Origin of the sequence: Bacillus sp. FSL L8-0654 (assembly GCF_038629965.1) — a bacterium.
Classification (GTDB): Bacteria; Bacillota; Bacilli; order Bacillales; family Bacillaceae; genus Bacillus; species Bacillus safensis.
Genome location: NZ_CP152026.1, coordinates 2,370,767 through 2,391,158 on the forward strand (window position 1 = coordinate 2,370,767; position 20,392 = coordinate 2,391,158).

Here is a 20,392-nt window from a genome sequence, read left to right on the forward strand (position 1 = left end):
TGTTTTTGATCCGACAACCATGTTAAAATATGTCCATACAATTTCTTCTCAATCCGAGTAGATGATCAACTGAGAAAGAAGTGAAACGATGAAAAAGAAGTACCAGATCATTATTGATGATATAAAAAGCAAAATACTCACAGGGGATTATCGGATCGGGGAGCGTATTCCAACCGAATCAAGCCTGCAAGACATGTATCAAGTGAGCAGACATACAGTTCGAAAAGCCATTTTGGAATTGTCCAGCGAAGGATTTTTGCGCAGCGAAAAAGGTTCGGGCACATTTGTGACCAATCAATATCAAACAAAGCCTGCGGGACATGCACATATGAAAACAATTGGTGTCATTACAACATACATATCCGATTACATTTTTCCTTCTATCATTCGAGGCATTGAAAGCCGTTTAAACGAAGAGAACTATTCTTTATTACTGGCAAGCACAAATAACGATGTTGAGCAGGAGAAAAAAGCGCTGGAAATGATGCTGTCGTTTGGTGTGGACGGACTTATTGTCGAACCGACGAAAAGCAATTTATATAACCCAAACATCTCGTACTATTTATCCTTTAAAGAACAGGATGTACCGCTCATTATGATCAATGCCTATTATGAGCAGTTAGAGGTTCCTTTTCTCTGTTTGGATGATGTGAAGTCCAGCTATTTAGCCACAAAAGAGCTGATCACCTCTGGACATCAGCAAATTGGGCTTATTTCAAAAACAGATGATTTACAGGGAAAATATCGGATGAAGGGCTATATTCAGGCGCTAGGTGAAGCGAAGCTTAATTTCCTGCCTGAGCATGTGCTTTTTTTCGATACAGAATCGAAGCAGCATTTAGGGGAGCAAATTTCCACATTCCTGATGGCGCACAGACATGAGCTGACTGCCCTTGTTTGCTATAACGATGAGGTAGGTTTAGAAGTAGCCAATGTATGCAGCGAAATCGGGCTGTCCATTCCAGATGATCTCTCGATTATTGGACAGGATAATTCATATATCGCCCAGAAAAATGCCCATGTGAAGCTGACAACACTGACCCATCCTCAGGAGCAAATGGGCCGGGATGCAGCTGACTGGATGATTAAAAAAGTTCAAGGGAAAAAGAATCTCCCTGATCAAACGTTTTACGAGCCTGAATTGGTTCCAGGTGAAACGATCAAACGAATAAAATGAGCCCCTACTCCAAGTGGCTCATTTTATTTTAGATTCCAGCATATCCAGCAGATCATACGCTATACGATCGGGAGAGTCTTGCGTGATTCGATTACGGTAGTTGGATAAAACGACCACGCCTGTTTTTGAATGCGGGCGGAAGCCCATGAAACTGGAGAATCCAGACGTCGCCCCATTATGGCAAATGAGTCCTGTGTCATCGATGACCCAGCCGAGTCCCATTGACATGTTCCTGCCCATATCCCGTCTTGGTTCATGCGTGATTTTCCAAAAAGAATCCGCATCTGCGTGTAGATGGCTAGAGAGAAATGACAATAAATCTGTGATGGTCGAGCGAATAGCGCCAGCTCCTTGATAGTCAAGCATATGAAGCGGCGGAACCTCTTTTCCATTTTCCCGATGCCCTAAGAACATCTTTGCTTCTACATTATCCTTAATCGTAATAAAGGTACTTGATAGATGAAGCTCATCCACGATATATTCCATCAATAGCTGTTCATATGTTTTGTGACGAGACCAGCCCATGATTAAACCAAGCAGACCCATACCCACATTGGAATAACGAGATGGAAAGCTTTTTGGCTGATTCCACTTTTTCGAATTTAACAGTTTCATTAATTCATCGAGTGAATACTGACAGAACATATCTCTTCTCACTTTAGGAAGGAAGCATAGCTGCAAATCTCTAAGAAGACGATGCGGAGGAAGACCAGACGTATGGGTTGCCAGCTGCTCTATTTGAATGGGGTGATTCTTTCGAATGTGAGGACAATACAGAGAAATCGAATTATCGAGTTTCATCTGCCCTTTTTGCATCATGCTTGCCAATATACTTGTCGTAAAGACTTTTGAAATCGAGCCAATCTCAAAAATGACATCCTCTGGCTGCACTCGCTTTTGTATAGGGTGATCCCCGAAATGAAAGACATGCGTTTCCCCTTGATGAATCAGTCCGATCACAAGCAGCGCCTCCTTCTTTTTCTCTGTATAAGAGGAATTCTCTGTACTTCTTGTTTGAGCGTCATTCATTCTCATCCTTTCTCTTCGTTTTGATGTGGGATCAATTGATCAAGCTTTTCATAAATCGATGTCAATGTGGAGATCTCATCGAAGGATAATGCTGAATAATATTTTTCAATAATCGCAAGCTCTACCTTTCGCATATTCTCAAGGTACGTTTTTGCCTTCTCAGAAAGTTCAACATGCAATTCCCTCCGGTTATTCGGGTTAATGCTGCGGCGAATCCATTCTTTTTTTTCAAGCGTGTTTAACAATTGACTCACTGCACTTTGAGTGATGCCTAATTGCTGGGCAATTTGAATAGGAGAACTTCCCCCTTTCTGCTCAATAAAATTCAGTACAATATGCTGCTTATCGGTTAACTCATCTACAAATAATTCTTCAAACTCTAATCGGAGCTTTTGATGGATGCGGGCTTCGATATTGTTTAGCTCTTGAATCATAGCTGTTTTGGATGTCACTTTTATCACCTTCATAATTAAGATAACTTAAGTATAAAGCAACCTTTATATTAAAACAAGAAAAAATCCCCATCTTTTAGAAAGATAGGGAACTTGCTATTACGCTTCTTCTTTAGGAGTAGGCACCGCGCATACGCCATCTGCACATGCCGCTTCAAAAGAATTGGCAGACGCTTTTTCTGCTTGAGCTGCTTCCTCTGTCCAAGCTGTTTCAAGTGCGCGCAGGAACGTATCGGCCGGCTGCGCACCTGCAACTGAATACTTGTCATTGATCAAGAAAAACGGAACAGCATTGATACCAAGCTGTCTCGCTTCTTGTTCATCTTTTCGGACATGATCGGTAAATGCTTCGCTGCCTAAAACTTGCTGTACTTCCTTCTCATCAAGACCAGCTTTTTCTGCAATGTCTAAAAGAGTTTGACGGTCACCAACATGCTTTCCATCTGTAAAATATGCTTGAAACAGTTCTCCCATGACAAAATCGCCTTTCCCCATTTGACCAGCATATTGCGCCAATCGATGAGCATCAAAGGTGTTGGTCAACACGAGCGGATCAAATTGAAAATCGATTCCTTTCTCTTTGCCGGCCTGCTTCACCTGCTCATTCATCGCCATGGCCTGGCTGCGGCTCATGCCGTATTTTTTGACGAGCATATCATGAACGTCATAATCGACTTGAGCAGGTGCATGTGGATCAAGCTCAAAGCTTTTAAACTCTATCTCTACCTGGTCCTTCTCTGGGAATTGTTCTAGCGCTGTTTCCAGCTGTTTTTTTCCTATATAACAAAAAGGACAGGCGATATCTGACCAAATTTGTACTTTCATGTTCATCTTCCTTCCGTGTTTACGCTTTTTCTTTAACGATGTAACAATTATAGTTACATCAAATCGGTTATGTCAAGATTCTGGGCTTGATTGAAATGAAAAAGCCTCTCCTTCTAAGAAAGGAAAGGCGTTGAAAATGACTATTCTAAATTTGCATGGTGACCGTACATTGTATGTGTATCGAGCTCTTTCATTTCCATTAACCGCAAAATGACCCCATCGTAAGTCAAAAGAAGCAGCTGCTCAAATAGTGAACCCATTGGCTGAATGGTATGATGGCTTCCTTCCTGTTGATCCTTCGGTGCACCCGACAGTAAGAGGACTTCATCTGCTAGATCAGCTATTGGTGACTCAGTTGAAAGCGTGAAAGCTGCCACTTTTCCGCCAATTGCTTTTGCCTTTTTTGCAAGGACAAGCAAAGACTCTGTGCGACCAGAGCCGCTCCCCACAATCAAGAGATCCTTTTTGGTAAAAGAAGGCGTATTCGTTTCTCCAATGACATAAGCCTTGACGCCAATATGCGTAAGTCTCATCGCAAACGATTTTCCCATCAAACCAGACCTGCCTGCACCTGCCACAAAGACTTTTTGTGCAGATAAAATACTTGTGACCAGGCGCTCTGCTTGTTCGTCTTGAATGGCTGGCGAATGCTCAGAAAGCTCATTTAAAATGGCCTTCACATAGTCGCTGGTCTTCATGATTGTGCGATCATCTGCTTCATTTGTGCCGCTACTTCTGCTTTATTGTCCTGGCTTGCGATACCGCCGCCGACAATGATTAAATCCGGGTTTAATTTCACGACTTCAGGTAACGTATCAAGCTTAATTCCGCCTGCAATCGCTGTTTTTGCCTGCTTGACGACTTGTTTAATTGTCATAAGGTCAGCAAATGAGTTTTGACCAACCGCTTGCAGGTCATAGCCTGTATGCACACAAATATAATCGACTCCAAGCGCATCCAGCTCTTTTGCCCGGCCTGCGATATCTTTGATGCCAATCATATCAACTAAAATTTGTTTTCCTCTTGCTTTCGCTTCTTTCACCGCTCCTTGAATGGACATATCTTCTGCCGCTGCAAGAATGGTGACGATATCTGCTCCTGCTTCGGATGCCTGCTGCACTTCATAGCCGGCAGCATCCATAATCTTCAGATCAGCGAGTACACGTAAATTCGGAAAAGCCTTCTTGACTTCTTTTACAGCACGAAGCCCTTCGTTAATCACAACAGGTGTCCCAATTTCGACCACATCAATGGATGCTTCTACTTCTTTGATCAGCTCAATTGCCTCTGGTATATTCACTAAATCTAATGCTAATTGTAATTTCATGAACGTTCACTCCCGTTTTTTCATCTCATCTTCAAGAGCTCCGTGGATAGGGCTTCTTGAACGATGAAATGAGTATAACAACAGGATGGACGCAATCCAAGTACGCACTTTTTTTTTACATACTATACTTTTCCGCATATGGTTACAAAAAAGATACTGTCTTTTGGCCAGTATCTCAGCGTAAAGACAAAGAGCTAAAATAAAGTTATTTTAGCCCTTTGCCTACAATCGGTCATCTTTATTTATCATCCTTTAAAAAATTGCTGTCGAGATATTGTTTTCCCCAATCATACATCGCCTCTAAAATCGGCATTAAGCTTTCTCCTAGTTCTGTGAGAGAATACTCAACCTTTGGCGGGACGACAGGATAAACCTCCCGGTGCACAATGTGATCTTCCTCTAATTCTCTTAGCTGATTGACAAGCATTCTTTGCGTAATCCCAGGCATTAACGACTTTAACTCACCAAAACGTTTTGTCCCTTCTCTGCCAAGGTGCCATAAAATCAGCATTTTCCACTTACCGCCGATAATATTCAGCGTCAGCTCTTTTTCGCAATTGAACACTTTATTTTCCATTCGTGATGACAACAACATACACTCCTTTAATTTCAAACCATTTACGCTTTATCATATACTGCGGCAAAATGAATAGCCAAGCATACGGTCTTCGTTATTGATTTTGTTTTTTGACAAAAGCCATCACAGCCTCTGTCATTTTTTGTGCTTCTTTTGGCGCTCTGTCTGATCCAAACCATTTGTTCAGATCACTATGGCTTAACGTATGAACCCGAAAAACAAACCGAGAGCCTTTATCATGGTTCAGTTTTTCTGCAAATCGGTACACCTCAGGATTTTCCCAGCCCGTGACCAAATAGACAGGAGGTACATTCGCTTGATTCATATAAGTGACAGGTGATGCCTTTGTCCAATTTTTCTCTTGTTTGCCAAAGACTTTTTTATACGATGGGATGGCTTGTATAAATTGATTGAGGTTTAACGGTCCGTCTAGAACAACAATGGAATTGATCGATTTTGGCGACAGCCCCACACGTTTTAAGTAAGTCGAATCTGTAGCAACCAGCGCCGTCAAATGACCGCCCGCTGAGTGACCCATGACGTTGATTTTTGATGAATCGATTTGATATTCATCCGCATGATCCTTGACCCATTTAATGGCGTTTGCTGTATCATCTGCCATCTGCTCATAGTTGGCATCAGGGTGAAGCCTGTAATTCATTGAAACAAACACATACCCTTGACCAGTAAAATAATCAGCCTTTGAAGCGACTCTATTCTTATCGCCACCTGTCCAGCCGCCGCCATGGAGATAGATCATCACAGGATGCTTCTTCTTTTTGTCTTCATCTTTGCCCTTTGGCATATACATATCGAGTGTTTGCTGTTTGTTTTGTGTGTCTGCATAATGGATATTGGTTGTCGGCTTAGGCTGGTTGAAACGGAACACAAAGAATGCGCATACCAATAAACCAGCGATGACCGCCGCAAATGAGAGCCATTTCATGATTCGATTCAATGTCATTGCACCTTTCTATGTTGGGATGGGGAAGTATATTTGGGCATATGTTGGCAGACTATCACGATTCATTTGATATTACTTGTATGACTTGAACCGTTTCACAATAAAAAGAAAAATATTGTTCTTCAAAGTCTTCGACAAAGTAATTCAAATTTTCCCATCCCCTATCTAAAAGCTGAATGTCCAAGAAAAGATAGTCATCGTTTGTTAACTCCAAATCTTTGATTTGAACAGAAGAGACATTGGTGAATTTCAGATGAATGTCTGCTTGTAGATTCGGGGATTCATATGGGATGTGCAGAACAATACAATTGATCAAGTCGTAATGTTCATTATACTCTTTAAAGTAGTGGAATTCATTGATTTGCTTTAGATGACTGATATCGAAATCAGGGATTTGCTTCTGGATTTTTCCATCAAGAAACCATGTCATTGTTTGTCCTCCAAGACGTTATTGTATAAATGCAATGATTCGTTTTCTTGTTTCTTCATGGTATTGAACGTAGGAATGCAATAAAGGATACGATTCAAGGATATGTTGAAACGATTTGATTTGAGGGGATTGCTCTCCAAATGACTGACGTAACACGTTTAACTGTTTTTTCGGTATTCGTTTATGAACAACCACATAACTCAAACTGCCTGCAACAAGTGAAAAAAATAAATAAAAATCATCTGAGGGCATACCAGTTTCTTCTTCAAAAGAGACGATATCATCTGGATAAGTGGAATCTAACAAGTATTGATAGCGCTGCTTCAAATCATTGATTAAGCCTTGTTTATCTTGGCTGAACTTCATGGACCTTTCCCCTTTCTCTCATTGTTTCTCAATTCTCATTTAGACTTTTATGTTAAATAGAAAATTTGCATTTGCATCAGATTCTTCAAGTATTTCATTGTTCAAATGCCATATCCCATGAGGATGGTAACTGCATTAGATTCATCTTTCTAAACTACTAAACATCACATTCATTCTCCTAACGAATCATGTCACGGAGTTTGTATATATTCTTCAAATGATATAAAGTCCGCTTTTTTTCGAAATACGCTTAAGATTTTCTGATCTCCTGTAAAAATAACATCTGTCGAATCAAAAAAACCGATTTCAAACACAGCTTGAGGAATAACGGGTGTATAATTCATGTTCCAATATCGTTCATTATCTTCAATTTGAGGTATTGAACTGATATTCAAATGATCTACATGACGAGGCAATGCGGTCAAAACAGCGAATATAAATGAATAAGAATAGTCATTTAAGAATTTTTTGAAATGTTCACCTTTCAGAAATAAAAAATCCGTATAATCTGGCATTACTTCTGAATGGAATTGATTTTTACGATCATGAAGCATTGTGAGTGTCACATCGCTTATGACCCAGTTGTAGTCTTCTACGTTTAAATTGATTTTCTTTATTAACTCATTTGCTTCGAATAAATCTATTTCTTTTGCTAATACGATTCTCATTACTTGCTCCACCTCATCAATTTAAAACATTAGACTACTAATTTAAAAATATTCTACAGTATCAAAGTCTGACCATAATTTCCAGTCAGTATTTGTGTTTATATTTACAATGAATAACCTTATCTTGAAATACACAGAACATGTAGATATATGTAAAATTTATTATTTAGTTTTATAATTTCGAATCAGTTCTTTTTTAAAATCATCAGGAAGTTTTTGATTCGGAAATACAACTGAAATCCAACCTAATACAACCTCATCTAAAGTTCTCCACGTTTTTAACAATTGTTTATTCATATGTTCTAATTGATGAATCGCTAATACTCCTATTTCATAACCTCTTTCGCCATAAATGATCCATTTCGCAGAAGGGGAAAACCATACCACACGTGAAGCAATATCCATCATGCTATCATTTACACTCTCTATCGGATAATCCGTTAAGAGATCAAGGTAATCACTTGGTGTGAGGTTTAACGGGATTTTCACCCAAGGATAATAACCAAAATCATGATAATAATCATCCATCGTCTTCTGCTCATCTAATACTGCCATTAGTATATATTTATCTCTGTGGCTCAAAGCTAAATCTCTTAGTGTCTCCCAGCTATCGTCTGATAACAACCAATGAAACTCTTCGAATAAGTAATAAGGTGTTTTTGTTTTCAACACTTGATCAGGGAATGTCTTTGTACTGTGAACGAGCGTATGTATAAACGATTGAACATGTTCAAATTCTTTTGGATCGGATATAAACAAATTTTTCACTTTATGCTCCTTTCATATCTTTGGGTGAGTCTATCATCAGTCATCATTGCTTGTAACATGACGCATAATGAGATAGCATTTGAGTGAAATAGTCATTAAATGTTTTTTGATCCTTCAATATTAGTTCTAGCCAATTTGCTAAAACAGGGTGGTTTAGTGGCTTCCACTCTTCTTTTAATAACCTATTTTTCACAGAATCTTTTGTTGACACCATACCTATGATACAAATTTCCATATCTCTATCTCCCCAAATCGCCCACTGTAAAGAATGAGATAACCAGACCACTATGTTCGAATTCGTGATTATATCATCCGCTATGGAACCTTTTGGGTGCGTCCATAGTGCATTTACATAGTCCTCATTTGAAATGTTCACACTCGTTTTCAGCCAATTATAATAACCAAATTCCTTCAAATAGTATTCGGTTGGATCTGGTTGAAGGACTGCAGTCAAAAATTCTCTATCTAGTGTAACATTTGATAACTCTTTTATTGTTGGTAAAATATCATCACTCAATGCCCAATCAAACTCTTGAAACAAAAAACAATCAAAATTCTTACAGAAGACTTGTTGTGGCAGCGTTTTATTTTGGTCAAACACATTGTCCACTAAATTATGATAGGATTTGAATTCTTTTTCTGAACGAATAAATAAGTCTTCAAGCCGTTTCAAACAACTACCTCCACTCTTGTTGAACTAATAGTTTTTTAATTCTTCCTCTTGAATACGACGACTCCATATGGATTGTAAAACAAATCATATTCAGGATAAAAATCATATTCAATAAGATCTAACTTTAATTGCTGGCCTTCATCATAGATAACCTTTTCTTCTAAAGTTTCTCTTTTTTCTTGAATAGATTTGTTTATCCAATTTAAAAAGTGCAGCTCTATTTCGTCAGCATGAAACCCTTCAAACATCATTTCAGGCTCTCCAAATTGTTGAAAACCACTGGTGACATACACAACATCACTTTCTTGAACAATAGAAGTCATATATTGATAAGTGTTGAACTCTTCAATTAAACTTAGCCATGACTTCTTCATAAAAGAACGACCTGATGATTCAACTTTTATTGCAATGCCATCAATCTTTAGTAAATCCGTAGTAAATTGTACAAGAGCGTTTATTTCTTCTAAGGATTCAGTCATCCCAATGATATACAAGCATGTTTGATGCTTATTTATTTGTTTAAGTTTTTCTAAATTGAAGTTCTTTTGGAAGGAAAGTCTCGCTTAACTGATCAATATGATCAACTACTTCAAGGTCGTAATAAGTTCCAGTTAGTTTATGTATGATTCGATTTAACAAATATATAATCATTCAATTCTTCAAGTTCTTTTAAATGATGTGACCAAAATCATGGAATTGCGATTACTGTTTCAGGCATAAAATTCACTCCTTTTATTTAGATTGAGGCTCAACCATAAGAAAATAACAAGGTGATCTATAGGAACTATTTGTATTTTTCTAACCAGTCATTCAAATCATCTACAGAATGTAAGTAAGAATTAGATGAATCTTACAAATCAATTCCACTCAAAAGAACCAACATATCCCAAACTTGATCATCATCTATTTCTGGATCGTCTGCAGAAACGTAATTTTCAGCCCAATCAGAAACTTGTTCTCTGGTGATCATCCCCTTTAAGACTTTTCGTATTTTATGTAAACAGTCTAGCATTTTTGGTTCGTCCATTAATTACACCATTCCTATATAAGTTTTTCTCAAAACTTACTTCACGCTGTAAACTGCTTATATTTTATATTTGATAATATCCTCCATTGACATCCCTTTAAAATATAAAGAAAGAATGCTTAAAATAGTGTATTCACCAAGTATACCAATCGGGTTAAATATCATTTTAGCCGTTTTTGGGTCAGCAACCTCTAAGTCCATAACAGGTGCAATGGAACCTTCTTTTCCCTCGCTTACGTAATAATTTTCATCTCTATATGTCACGAATTTCAGATTTTGAAGATCCTCTTCTTTTATAAAATCTTTATTTATTTTTGTGATGACTTTCCATGAACCACTTAAAAAGCCTGTCAAACCTGTACTTGCAACAAATAGCCCATTCTCTTTTTTCATCAATTGTTTTAACTCTCTTTTTTCAATTCTTTCATCAACAAACAAATCATAGTATTGGATTAAAATTTCATTCATATTGATTTCTTCCCTCACCTGAAATGATCAAAGCATAGCTCAATTTTCCAACTTCTTTTAATGGGAGTTCAATAATAGCTCCCGGTTCTATTTTACCTAAAGTTTTTGCTTTTTTAGTTGTTACTTTAATATCCGTTACTTCTTTCTCATTTAAATCATCAAAATAGTGACTGCCTCCATTGTTTAGGACTGTCATGATTGTCAAAAGCATCTCATCAATCGTTGGCTTTCTTTCCAAATGTTCCTCAGTCATTTCATAAAATTGTTCGATCGCTTCTTCAAAAATATCTAATCCATCATCACCAATCATGATATTCTTTTTCTTATGTTCTTCTTCCCAAAAACCCATTTGAAAGCACACTCCTTATTTATGTTTTCTAGATTTCGACAAGTAATATGCTAGTCTCATTTTGCTTTATTATGATAACCGTATACTTGTGTAAACTGTTTTATTTGCACGTTTGAAAAGTGCCACTTCATTATCCGTTAACCATTTAAGCTCTCTCATGTGATACGAAATGTCTTCTAAGTAGGTATCGGTTTCAGCAATTAATTTTTTATCTAAGATATTTCTTTTATTGTCTTCAACTACAAGATAAAGAGTAAACTGCTTTAAATCTAATTCAATCAGAGGATATGCTTTCTTTGTTTTATCAGGACTTAATTTTGTTTGTTTTCCTTTTATTTCCGCTTTATATTCCTTTTCTTTCATTTTTTGAAATGCCACTTTGACTAGCTGACTGTCCCAGCTTTTTAATTCACACAGATAGAGCATCGCTTTTTCTAAAGTATCAGCTAAGATCTTTTTCTTATTTATTGCATGTTCAAATTCACTGTAACAAAAGGGTACTTCTAGCTCATACGTATTTTTTAAAAATAACATGTTAGGTTCTTCTTTTGAGGTACTAATTAATTTGTAGTCTTTAAAAGATCCACATATAAAAACAATAGCCTCACAATCCTTTGTTTGAATTCTTTTCCCTAATTCCCATAAAAACATTTCAGTTATACAAAGGGATTGGCTAGCTAATATTCCTCTACCTTCATCTGACATTAATTGTATATACTTTAAATACACCTCTTATTTTCCTCCTTATTAAATGACCTGTTGATCCATATTTGCTCATTCTTTTTCCTTTTTTGCTTTCTTAAACACAAAAATTCTATCTCGTTCCCATCGAAACACCCTTTCTCTCTTTATATTTAATTGATATGACCGGTTGAAAAAAATTCTAGCTCCCTAGGATTTGAAGAATTTCTGTTGCTTCAATTCATCAATTAATGGTATAAACATTCTCCGCAAATCTGATTCATTTTCAAATGCTATTAAATATCCTTTTTTGCTCACGAGATTATTCGATACACAAATCCATATATCGAGATGATCTATAAAATAACCTTGATCCCCTTCTTCACCATCATGAAACTCTTCGCCATTTAGATAATTTACTGAAAAATATATGGATGAATAATAACCTGCTGTAAAACAATCTGAGACTTGAATTTCTCTCCCTCTAGATTTTTTCCCATATACGAATCGTCCAAATTCAGCTTTGATCGTTAAAACTAAATCTTTAAATTTTGCTTGTTTTTCATTCACTAGATTCAGTGCGGTATTTGTTATTTCTTTTTCGATATTTGCGATAGATCCTTTGGTCATCGTGTTTAATTTAACTTTCTTCAACTTTTCCTCCAGTATAAAACCCTCCCTAATTCCTAGAGAGGGTTTTATATCTAATACTAAAAGTAATTCATGACATTCTTACTACTACAATAATTTACTTCTATATAGCTTATTTTCTACCAAAATATAAAGATATTCTCCAACTACTTTGTAAGTAGGATCACACTGTGAAGGATCAATCCCATCTAAAAATAATTTCATTATAAACGTTTCATCGTCAACTATTTTAAAAGCATACTGTTTATTTTCCATATTATTAAATAACAAGATTTGACTCTCAGAAACATATAGTTGGTCACAGTACCTGTAATCTTTTCTATCTAGGTGGTACATTTTCTTTTTTTGACATGACTGATTTTCAGGGTTTAAATCGTAAGAAAAAGTTGAAATAACAATTGTTTGCTCTTCTTCATAGCTAGTGTATAGTTCTGAACCTAGAGTTTGTATTGAAGAACATTCATACATTATCCCTTTAAATTCTTCCTCAAATAACATTTCTCCTATAATTAAGTTAATACAGTAAATTCCTTTACCCTTAGGATTTAATTCATCAAATATCCCCTCTTCTGACATACCAATCCATAATAATCCGTTTTCATCCAGATGAAGTGTATTAACACTTAGTAAAAAAGAACATATTTCTACCATATTATTTTGTTTTAAATCTAAAAAATTTATTTTACATATATATTCTTGTTCAAACACAATGACAATGGTATCGTTTATTTCTTGTATTAAATAAATATAGCTATCAGAATCAAGTTCATTTAATGATTTATTCATTATAATACTATGATCCTTGACTACTTGAAGTATTAGTTGATCATCAATAAGAAATACCATATATATTTTCTCATCTCTTCCAACATTAAAATAAATTAAATCTTCTTTTGGAAAATCAATTACTTTTTCTGTAGTTATTTTACTTATCAATAATCTCAACTCCTAATATGGAAAGCTTGTTCTTAGAGTACCATCTTTTTGGACTACCACTCTAACTCTCTTTGTTTTTTTTCCTTTCCCATTGACACCAACATGTTTTTTATAAGTTTTCTCATAAACTATTGATCCAGGTTTATTCCCAGCTCTAGGCTTTCCAGTCCTCAAGGTATCCCGTGTAGTTCTTTTTAATGTTTTATTACTTCTAAATTTTCCCTTATTTTTCTTTTTAGATTTTGCAGAATGACCTGATTTAATATGATCCCAATCAACACTTTTTACTTTTCGTTTCCCGCTACTTTTCGCAAAATTATAAGCTCTTTTCGCTCCCTTTAACTTTCCACCACCCAAAAATCCTGATACGGTTGCAACTGCCACACCTTTCCAATCTTTTCCTGATTTATGTGCTTTGTATCCATCATATACCGCAAATCCTGCATTGACAACAAACCATACCCAATGGCCGTCTGGGTCCACATTCATGACTGGGTTGTTGTTTCCATAGGTATATCCGTTTTGATCTAGTGCTTCTCCATCGCTTCCTGGGTCTGGGTCAAGTGATAGGAATACGCCGTTTCTTGGTTCATAGTAGCGTGCGATTAAATAGTACAATCCTGTTTCTTCGTCAAAGCGGTAACCTGCATAGCGATATGGGTTTCCTTTTACTTCTTCATCTTCTTTTACTTTAGTTGGAACGCCCCATGTATCGTATTCGTACTCAGCAACGATTTTTCCTGCACTATTTGTGATGGCTATGACATCACCGTGTGCATTGTAGTGATAGAAATATTTGTTTCCATTTTGCGTGAATGCAAGGAGTTGTCCACTCTCACCGTATGTGTATGCTTTTGTGACTTCGTTGTCTCCATCTGTTTCGTATAAAACATTCAGGCTGTCGCCGTCATAAAAGTAATTGGTGACTTTTCCATTCACTGTTTTTTGAATTCTATATCCACGCTCATCATATTTGTAAGTGACAAATGGCTTGTCTTCCCCTTTTTTTGTGATAGCCGTTATGTTATCTTCTGCATCCCATTCATAAAGGAATTGCCCGTCAGACGTTCGGTTGCCATTTTTGTCATAAGTTAAAGTCTCATCATTTACCTTTGTCAGTTGGTTCATGATGTTGAATGATGCGTTGATTGTTTTTTTAGTGCCATTTTTGTCAGTCGTGACGGTTTTTCTGTTTCCAAACCCATCATATGTGTACTCAATGACCGTGCCATCTGGATGAGTTTCTTTGATCAATTGATCTAATTTTCCATACTCATAACGAATCTTCCCGTTGCTTCCTTGATCAACCGTTATTCTGTTTCCATTTTGATCATATTCATAAGCTTCGTTTAAGATCGTTGTGCCTTGGTTTGTTCCAATATGCAAATCATTGATTAAATTGCGCTCATCATAAGCAAAGCTAGCACCACTGCCGTTACCTGTAATAAAGGACTGGACATTTCCGTTTTCATCATAATCAAACGAATACGTAGAACTCGAATCCTTCATCTGCGTCATTTGATCAAGCTTATTATAACTGAATTGGTTCGTCCCTTTTTGATTTCCGTGTGTCCATTCAAAGGATTTCAGTTTATCTGAATCGGTTGGATACGTCCAAGTTTGGCTGCTGCCACGCTCTGTTAACTTTGTGATGCGGTTTTGTTGGTCAAACGTTCGATTTTTGGTTGTGTTTTGTTCTTTGTTGACAACCGTTGTTTCGTTTCCGTTTTTATCATAGCTAAAGTTATATTTTTCTGTCCCATTGTATGACTTGGATTTCACTCGGTCTGTTCCATCATACGTGAGAGACACTTCATGTCCATTTGCAGAAATGGTTTTGATTAAGTTGCTATTTGCATCATATTCACTTTTCAACACATTTCCTAATGGATCAATGGTTTTTGTCAATTTGCCCATCAGGTCGTATTCAAATTGATACGTCTGATCTGAATCAGCACGAATGGTTTTCGACCGTTCATTGCCCTCTTTATCATAGGTTCTCACAATGGATGTACCGTTAGATAAAGTGATCTTCTTCAGCTGATCGGCCTGGTCGTATTCGAATGTTGTTTTTTCGTCTTTCGCATCTGTTTCAGAAAGCTTATTGCCTGTTTCGTCGTAGGCAGATTGAGATGAGTAACCAAGCTCATCCTCTTCTTTAACTGCATAGTTCCCTTTTCCGTCGTAAGTCGTTCTCGTTAAAAGACTACCTTCTACTAGACGGATATCGTCAAACCAAACCGTTCCAGTCGCGCTTTTTTGGAAAACGATCTGTACATCGACTTTTTTCAATGGTTTTGTTTTTGGTATGACAACCGCCGCTCGGTTCCACTCCTGTGTACCGGTTGGGAATTTCGCATTAAACGTTCCTGTTGTGCCATCTGTATACGTAACGGACGCTTGAAGTGAGTAGTCATTTTCATTTGAAGCTTTGACATTTTCAGCCTTAGACATCCCAGTCAATGTGACATACACAGATTGATCATTTGCACTTTGTTCAATCGGGACAGATTGTTTATAGATGGCATTCGCTTGAGATGAAGATGTTCTGGTCATTTTTAACGAAACGTCATCGTTAAAGCCTTCTTCATTATCTAATGAACCACCTGTTCCGCTCCAGCTTGTTGTTTTATCCGTAAAAGAATTATTTTTGACTGGATTATAACTTGATGAAACTTCGCCTTTTTCTAGCTGAATTTCATCGAACCAGGCTTTTCCTTTTCCAGCCTTATCTCGATGATCCACTTCCATATAGATCACAGCTTTGCCTGCATGGGATGGCGTCGTAAACGTGACTTGGCGTTTTGTCCAATCGTTTTTGCCTGATAATGTGCTGTAGCCGTTGCTGATCCATTGAATTCGCTTGTTGTTTGTATCTCTTAAATCGATGTTAAAAAATGCTCTTGCTTTCGTTAGATCTGTCTTTATTTTCCCACTCAGTGTATACGTCGTATTTGGATCTAGTGTCACTTCTTGAGTAGCAGAAGAATAGCCAAGTTCTGTTCCTTCAGTTGTCGATTGTGAACTGATCTCTAATACTCGGCCTCCCGATAACGCACCACTTTTCCCAGCTATTTGCGCTAATTTCCCGTCATCCTTAGATGCTGTAAGCTTCCAGCCAGTTAGCGTATCTTCAAAACTGCCATTTTTCAAAATACTCGCGCCTGCAGCAAGTTCTTTACTCGTTTGTATCAAATTCCCGTAAGAATCATAAATACTTGCTGAAGACATATTTCCACTTTGATCCGTTTCAGATACAGCATCTAATCCATCATAGGCGATATCTGTGATATCTCCTTCTGTATCTTTCACTTTAGTGACATCATTGTTTTTGTTATACTCATAGGTTTCTGTACCATAAGCATCTTTTGCTTGAATAACATTACCATTCTTATCATAAGAATAGCTTTCTGTAGCTTTCCCTTTTTCTACATCATTCGGGTCAGCTTCTTCAACAATTTGATTTCCTTCATATTTGGTTTTGGTCGTAATCTTCAAACCTTCCGCATCATCTACAACTTGAATTGGATTGGCTGCTTCGTTATACGTATACTGTATTTTTCGACCGTTTGGCTGCGTCATCATGAGTGTCTTTTTAGACATATCATATGCATACTCAAAGGTTTCTTTTTTGGCATTGATTGCCTTAACTAAACGGTGATTTTCATATTGGTATTCTGTAAAAACAGGCTGATCTTCTGTGCTGTTTTGAGAGAATTGTTTAATCAATCTGCCTTCTTTATCGTATTCATATGAGATGCTCGTTCCATCTGGGTCAATGACTTTCACTAGTAAGCCTGCATCATACTCATATGAAAGCTTTTTCCCTTTTGGTCCTTGAACGGAGATGATATGACCATCTTCATCATATTCCATTGTTATTTTTCGGCCAGACGCATCTTCCATTGATGTGAGCTGATTGTTTTCGTTATATTTATATGTCGTTGTATTTTTATGTCCATCTACAACCTTAGTGATCTTCCCACCGTTTTTACTAAAGTGCGCAAAGGTTTGATCCTTCGTTTTTAACATGTATTCATCATTTGATTCCGTTAATTCAAGGAAAATACCTGTTGGTGGTTGGTACGTACCATCTGCTTTTTTTGTAAAAACATGAGTTGTGGCATCCTCATCAATATAGATGGCACCTTCTTTTGTTGGCGTAATACTAGTTTCTACATCTGCGTACCACCCTTGACCAAACAAATGGTCAGCTGCATCTAGACTGTTGTACGTGCGACCAATTCCAAGTCCTGGCCCTCTTCCATCAATTGACATTTCTTCTTCGCTGACAATGACATTCCCAGTTGCACCATTAAGCTGACCGTCTGGTATATCAATAATCGACCAGTAATCCTCTGTTCCAAGGAATTCGGCCCCTTCATGGAATGTCGGGTTAAAGGCTGGTGTCGGAATGGTTTCTCCATTTGCATCATAGGCGGAAAGGGTAAAGGAGTAGTTCTTACGTCCTTTATAATTTCCATTCGCATTTTCATATACTGGTGATGGGTCTAGCGCTAATTCCCCGCCCTTACTATCTGTATGAAGCACATATTTCCCACTTTTAATTTCATCAGGAGTTGGCCAAATATTCTTGTTTTGTGTTGTCCAATGATCGACATCACCCACATCAAATGATTGATATGCCTTACCATTATAAATGTTAATTTTATACCCTTTTGCATTTTTCACTTTGTCCCAATGTAAATTGATATAACCTGTTTGGCTCTCTTTTGTATTGGTATAAGCATATCCAGATAAAGCTTTCGGTCTAGATAAATCAGGTAAAGTTGGTCCAGCTGGCGGTGAAGCAATGGCTTCTCCATCTTTATTGTAGGCAATCACTCTGAAGGAATAGTGTTTTTGAGCCGCATCTCCTCCAGCATTTTTGTAAGTCGCACCTGGATGAATTGGAAGCTCCGCACCTTTTCCATCTTGGAGGTGCAATGCATATTTACCTGCTTTGATCTCAGCAGCTGTCGGCCATACTTTTTTCCCTTTTGTTGACCATGATGTTTGATTCCCAAGATCCAATGTCTCATAGCTTTTCCCATTAAACATTTGTATTTTATAACCGGTTGCACCGGAAACCGAATTCCAAGAAAGATCAAAGTAACCAGTTGCGTTATTATTATTGAATCCTTTTGTACTAGGTGCTTTTGCTCTAGCAACATTCGGCACGACAGGTTTTACTTTTGCTGACATTGCGCCTTCACCTTGGTCAAAAATCGCACTTACAGCTACCCAATAATTTTTACTTGTCGCATAATTGCCGCCTGAATTTTTGTAAACTGGAGAAGGATCAACTGCTAATTCAGTGCCACCTTTCCCATCTAAATGGAGTTTATATTTTTTTGCTGCTATCTCACTCGCTGTTGGCCATATATTCTTTCCTTTTGTACTCCATGATGCTACATTTCCAACTGAAATGGCTTCATACTCTTTTCCGTTGTATAGCCACACTTTGTAGCCTTTTGCGCCAGACACCTTTTCCCAACTTAAATTTAAGTAACCTGTACCATTCCCATTACTAAAACCTTTTACAGTCGGTGCATTTGCCTGTGGAATTGTATATGTTACTTCAATGACTGGTTTATTAGTTGAGTTTGTTGATGAGATTATTTTTTTCCAATGGTCTTGCCCATTTCCATTTGCATGTAATTTAAATCCATAGTTAGCTGTTCCACTATTCCAAGCTTTGATGGTCGATGTCACATCATAGGTCGCCCATTGTCCTTTATATACATTGGCTTTACCGATGTTTTTTGAGCTTGGTTTATTGTTCCATGTTAGCTTTGTATGATCATAGTTAGCATTGACTGTATCCAGCCAGAGACCAGTAACTTTCGTCCCGTAATATGAATGAGCAACATACGTTTTGAGCGTTGCTTTCGTTACATTCATATTTTGAATTGGCTTGAATGAATTAAACTTCATAAACGCATAGTTAGTCCCAGTTGTTTTATCATAATAACCTGTTTTCAGTACATAACTTTTAAGTTTAGCATCCCATTTTTGCGTAGAGGATGAATAATTTGTTGTTGGGTATGCACTCATGATAAATGTGTCTGCTGACACAGACAAAGAAGTCGAAGGATCGATAGACACAGGATAAACTCGTTCAGGATCTTTGAGCCATTTTTCATCTGCTGTCACACGAAGTAAATAACCATCGTCTTCTTTTTCTAGTTTAAAACTCACATCTTCTGAGCGAGCCACTTCACCTGACTTTTCATCTAAATTGGAATCGGTCATAAATGGTTTTGGGACTTGAAAAATGGTCCGCTTTTTCTGATCATAAAATGTAATAGAACCGTCTTCCTCAATTTCCCCAGTTAGATCTGTTTTTATTTTAAATGTAAAAGAATTGTAGCCATCATATCGATTGAGTACAATATCTTCTTTGATGTTTTCATTAAAGGTAAATGATCGTAAATCTATATTTGGAAATACCTCTTCATATGTAAGCTCATTGGTGTTCTCTTTAAATTGTGCTGAGGTATCCTTGGAATTGATTTCTGATTTGTTTTTCCCTGAAGCTTTTAAAATTGAAAATTCAATTTGATGCTTCTTGTGTTCAAATGTAGCATATAGTCCTTGTTTCATTTGCTTTTGAAAAGTTGATTCTAATCTTGCATTTTCTGTCTCTATTTCTTTTTTCGAGATCGTCTTTAATTCAGGAGAGATATCCTCCCACTCAGCGTCTGATGCATCTTTTATATGAATAGGGTCAGGATATACCTCTTGTGTAAATACACCCTCTCCTTCATAAAAAAGCTTACTGTTTTCTGTTCTTTCTGAAAGAACTTCTCCGTCTTTTCCAATTTCATCTTCGTCAATGCCTGCCATTTCTAGGGCTTTTGAATCATCTAATTCTTCTAAGCGATTATGACTTGATTTTGTATTTTCGTCATGTTCTTCTGCAAAAATATCAGAAGGAAACATTGATAAAAGCATCACAAAGGCTAATAGTGCCGCGATATTCCTTTTCCATTTTACTTTTCTTTTTAGATTCATATTAATC

General features: G+C 37.1%; 21 protein-coding genes. 1 reads left to right on the forward strand and 20 read right to left on the reverse strand.

Annotated features, from left to right (window positions below; genetic code table 11):
- Window positions 1–88 precede the first annotated feature (88 nt).
- Complete coding sequence (locus tag MHH65_RS12235; protein WP_025092855.1) at window positions 89–1,177, forward strand: GntR family transcriptional regulator; 1,089 nt, start codon at window positions 89–91, stop codon at window positions 1,175–1,177.
- Between the two features lie 18 nt (window positions 1,178–1,195).
- On the opposite strand, the gene MHH65_RS12240 is transcribed toward MHH65_RS12235, so the two are convergent.
- The 20 genes from MHH65_RS12240 to MHH65_RS12335 all read right to left on the reverse strand — a co-directional run bounded on the left by MHH65_RS12240 (window position 1,196) and on the right by MHH65_RS12335 (window position 20,385).
- A complete protein-coding gene (locus MHH65_RS12240) occupies window positions 1,196–2,206 on the reverse strand; it encodes a serine hydrolase (RefSeq protein ID WP_268414508.1) in 1,011 nt (336 codons plus the stop codon).
- Window positions 2,207–2,208: 2 nt separating this feature from the next.
- Window positions 2,209–2,658 carry a MarR family transcriptional regulator gene (locus MHH65_RS12245; protein WP_052470354.1) on the reverse strand — a complete coding sequence of 150 codons (450 nt, stop codon included), beginning with the start codon at window positions 2,656–2,658 and terminating at the stop codon, window positions 2,209–2,211.
- Window positions 2,659–2,757: 99 nt separating this feature from the next.
- Window positions 2,758–3,483 carry a DsbA family oxidoreductase gene (locus MHH65_RS12250; RefSeq protein WP_081124601.1) on the reverse strand — a complete coding sequence of 242 codons (726 nt, stop codon included), beginning with the start codon at window positions 3,481–3,483 and terminating at the stop codon, window positions 2,758–2,760.
- Window positions 3,484–3,623: 140 nt separating this feature from the next.
- Window positions 3,624–4,181 carry a 6-phospho-3-hexuloisomerase gene (hxlB, locus tag MHH65_RS12255; RefSeq protein ID WP_098676967.1) on the reverse strand — a complete coding sequence of 186 codons (558 nt, stop codon included), beginning with the start codon at window positions 4,179–4,181 and terminating at the stop codon, window positions 3,624–3,626.
- Window positions 4,178–4,810 (reverse strand): 3-hexulose-6-phosphate synthase, encoded by a 633-nt coding sequence (hxlA, locus tag MHH65_RS12260; RefSeq protein ID WP_098676968.1) that lies wholly within the window; start codon window positions 4,808–4,810, stop codon window positions 4,178–4,180. Before hxlA ends, hxlB begins: the two co-directional genes overlap by 4 nt.
- Window positions 4,811–5,048: 238 nt before the next feature.
- Window positions 5,049–5,405 (reverse strand): winged helix-turn-helix transcriptional regulator, encoded by a 357-nt coding sequence (locus tag MHH65_RS12265; RefSeq protein WP_029708013.1) that lies wholly within the window; start codon window positions 5,403–5,405, stop codon window positions 5,049–5,051.
- Window positions 5,406–5,481: 76 nt separating this feature from the next.
- A complete protein-coding gene (locus MHH65_RS12270; RefSeq protein ID WP_098676969.1) occupies window positions 5,482–6,351 on the reverse strand; it encodes an alpha/beta hydrolase in 870 nt (289 codons plus the stop codon).
- Window positions 6,352–6,406: 55 nt separating this feature from the next.
- Entirely contained in the window at window positions 6,407–6,781 is a 375-nt protein-coding gene (locus MHH65_RS12275; protein ID WP_098676970.1) for a hypothetical protein, read from the reverse strand.
- Window positions 6,782–6,799: 18 nt separating this feature from the next.
- Entirely contained in the window at window positions 6,800–7,147 is a 348-nt protein-coding gene (locus MHH65_RS12280; RefSeq protein WP_098676971.1) for a YxiJ family protein, read from the reverse strand.
- A gap of 191 nt (window positions 7,148–7,338) precedes the next feature.
- Entirely contained in the window at window positions 7,339–7,815 is a 477-nt protein-coding gene (locus MHH65_RS12285; RefSeq protein WP_098676972.1) for a hypothetical protein, read from the reverse strand.
- A 162-nt stretch (window positions 7,816–7,977) separates the two neighbouring features.
- A complete protein-coding gene (locus MHH65_RS12290; protein WP_098676973.1) occupies window positions 7,978–8,583 on the reverse strand; it encodes a hypothetical protein in 606 nt (201 codons plus the stop codon).
- A 43-nt stretch (window positions 8,584–8,626) separates the two neighbouring features.
- Window positions 8,627–9,256, reverse strand: a complete 630-nt coding sequence (locus tag MHH65_RS12295; RefSeq protein ID WP_098676974.1) for a hypothetical protein — start codon at window positions 9,254–9,256, stop codon at window positions 8,627–8,629.
- Window positions 9,257–9,291: 35 nt separating this feature from the next.
- Window positions 9,292–9,750: a hypothetical protein gene (locus MHH65_RS12300; RefSeq protein ID WP_098676975.1), complete on the reverse strand. Its 459-nt coding sequence runs from the start codon at window positions 9,748–9,750 to the stop codon at window positions 9,292–9,294.
- A gap of 356 nt (window positions 9,751–10,106) precedes the next feature.
- Window positions 10,107–10,283 carry a DNA-binding protein gene (locus MHH65_RS12305; protein ID WP_255290958.1) on the reverse strand — a complete coding sequence of 59 codons (177 nt, stop codon included), beginning with the start codon at window positions 10,281–10,283 and terminating at the stop codon, window positions 10,107–10,109.
- Between the two features lie 57 nt (window positions 10,284–10,340).
- Window positions 10,341–10,751, reverse strand: coding sequence for a hypothetical protein (locus MHH65_RS12310; RefSeq protein ID WP_255290959.1), 411 nt, complete (start codon window positions 10,749–10,751; stop codon window positions 10,341–10,343).
- On the reverse strand, window positions 10,744–11,100 hold the full coding sequence (locus MHH65_RS12315) for a hypothetical protein (RefSeq protein WP_255290960.1): 357 nt from the start codon (window positions 11,098–11,100) through the stop codon (window positions 10,744–10,746). The genes MHH65_RS12310 and MHH65_RS12315 overlap by 8 nt, the downstream gene beginning before the upstream one ends.
- Before the next feature lie 69 nt (window positions 11,101–11,169).
- Window positions 11,170–11,829, reverse strand: a complete 660-nt coding sequence (locus tag MHH65_RS12320; protein WP_098676976.1) for a hypothetical protein — start codon at window positions 11,827–11,829, stop codon at window positions 11,170–11,172.
- Between the two features lie 162 nt (window positions 11,830–11,991).
- Complete coding sequence (locus MHH65_RS12325) at window positions 11,992–12,435, reverse strand: hypothetical protein (RefSeq protein ID WP_255290961.1); 444 nt, start codon at window positions 12,433–12,435, stop codon at window positions 11,992–11,994.
- Between the two features lie 84 nt (window positions 12,436–12,519).
- Complete coding sequence (locus MHH65_RS12330; protein ID WP_098676977.1) at window positions 12,520–13,368, reverse strand: hypothetical protein; 849 nt, start codon at window positions 13,366–13,368, stop codon at window positions 12,520–12,522.
- Between the two features lie 12 nt (window positions 13,369–13,380).
- Entirely contained in the window at window positions 13,381–20,385 is a 7,005-nt protein-coding gene (locus MHH65_RS12335; RefSeq protein ID WP_098676978.1) for a DNRLRE domain-containing protein, read from the reverse strand.
- Between the last annotated feature and the right edge of the window lie 7 nt (window positions 20,386–20,392).

Bases quoted from the DNA above. Each gene is read 5' to 3' on its own strand.
- MHH65_RS12305 (WP_255290958.1), bottom strand. From the start codon at position 10,283: ATGGACGAACCAAAAATGCTAGACTGTTTACATAAAATACGAAAAGTC.
- MHH65_RS12315 (WP_255290960.1), bottom strand. From the start codon at position 11,100: ATGGGTTTTTGGGAAGAAGAACATAAGAAAAAGAATATCATGATTGGT.
- MHH65_RS12335 (WP_098676978.1), bottom strand. From the start codon at position 20,385: ATGAATCTAAAAAGAAAAGTAAAATGGAAAAGGAATATCGCGGCACTA.
- MHH65_RS12280 (WP_098676971.1), bottom strand. From the start codon at position 7,147: ATGAAGTTCAGCCAAGATAAACAAGGCTTAATCAATGATTTGAAGCAG.
- MHH65_RS12285 (WP_098676972.1), bottom strand. From the start codon at position 7,815: ATGAGAATCGTATTAGCAAAAGAAATAGATTTATTCGAAGCAAATGAG.
- MHH65_RS12275 (WP_098676970.1), bottom strand. From the start codon at position 6,781: ATGACATGGTTTCTTGATGGAAAAATCCAGAAGCAAATCCCTGATTTC.
- MHH65_RS12240 (WP_268414508.1), bottom strand. From the start codon at position 2,206: ATGAATGACGCTCAAACAAGAAGTACAGAGAATTCCTCTTATACAGAG.
- hxlB (WP_098676967.1), bottom strand. From the start codon at position 4,181: ATGAAGACCAGCGACTATGTGAAGGCCATTTTAAATGAGCTTTCTGAG.
- MHH65_RS12310 (WP_255290959.1), bottom strand. From the start codon at position 10,751: ATGAATGAAATTTTAATCCAATACTATGATTTGTTTGTTGATGAAAGA.
- MHH65_RS12265 (WP_029708013.1), bottom strand. From the start codon at position 5,405: ATGTTGTTGTCATCACGAATGGAAAATAAAGTGTTCAATTGCGAAAAA.
- MHH65_RS12270 (WP_098676969.1), bottom strand. From the start codon at position 6,351: ATGACATTGAATCGAATCATGAAATGGCTCTCATTTGCGGCGGTCATC.
- MHH65_RS12235 (WP_025092855.1), top strand. From the start codon at position 89: ATGAAAAAGAAGTACCAGATCATTATTGATGATATAAAAAGCAAAATA.
- MHH65_RS12250 (WP_081124601.1), bottom strand. From the start codon at position 3,483: ATGAAAGTACAAATTTGGTCAGATATCGCCTGTCCTTTTTGTTATATA.
- hxlA (WP_098676968.1), bottom strand. From the start codon at position 4,810: ATGAAATTACAATTAGCATTAGATTTAGTGAATATACCAGAGGCAATT.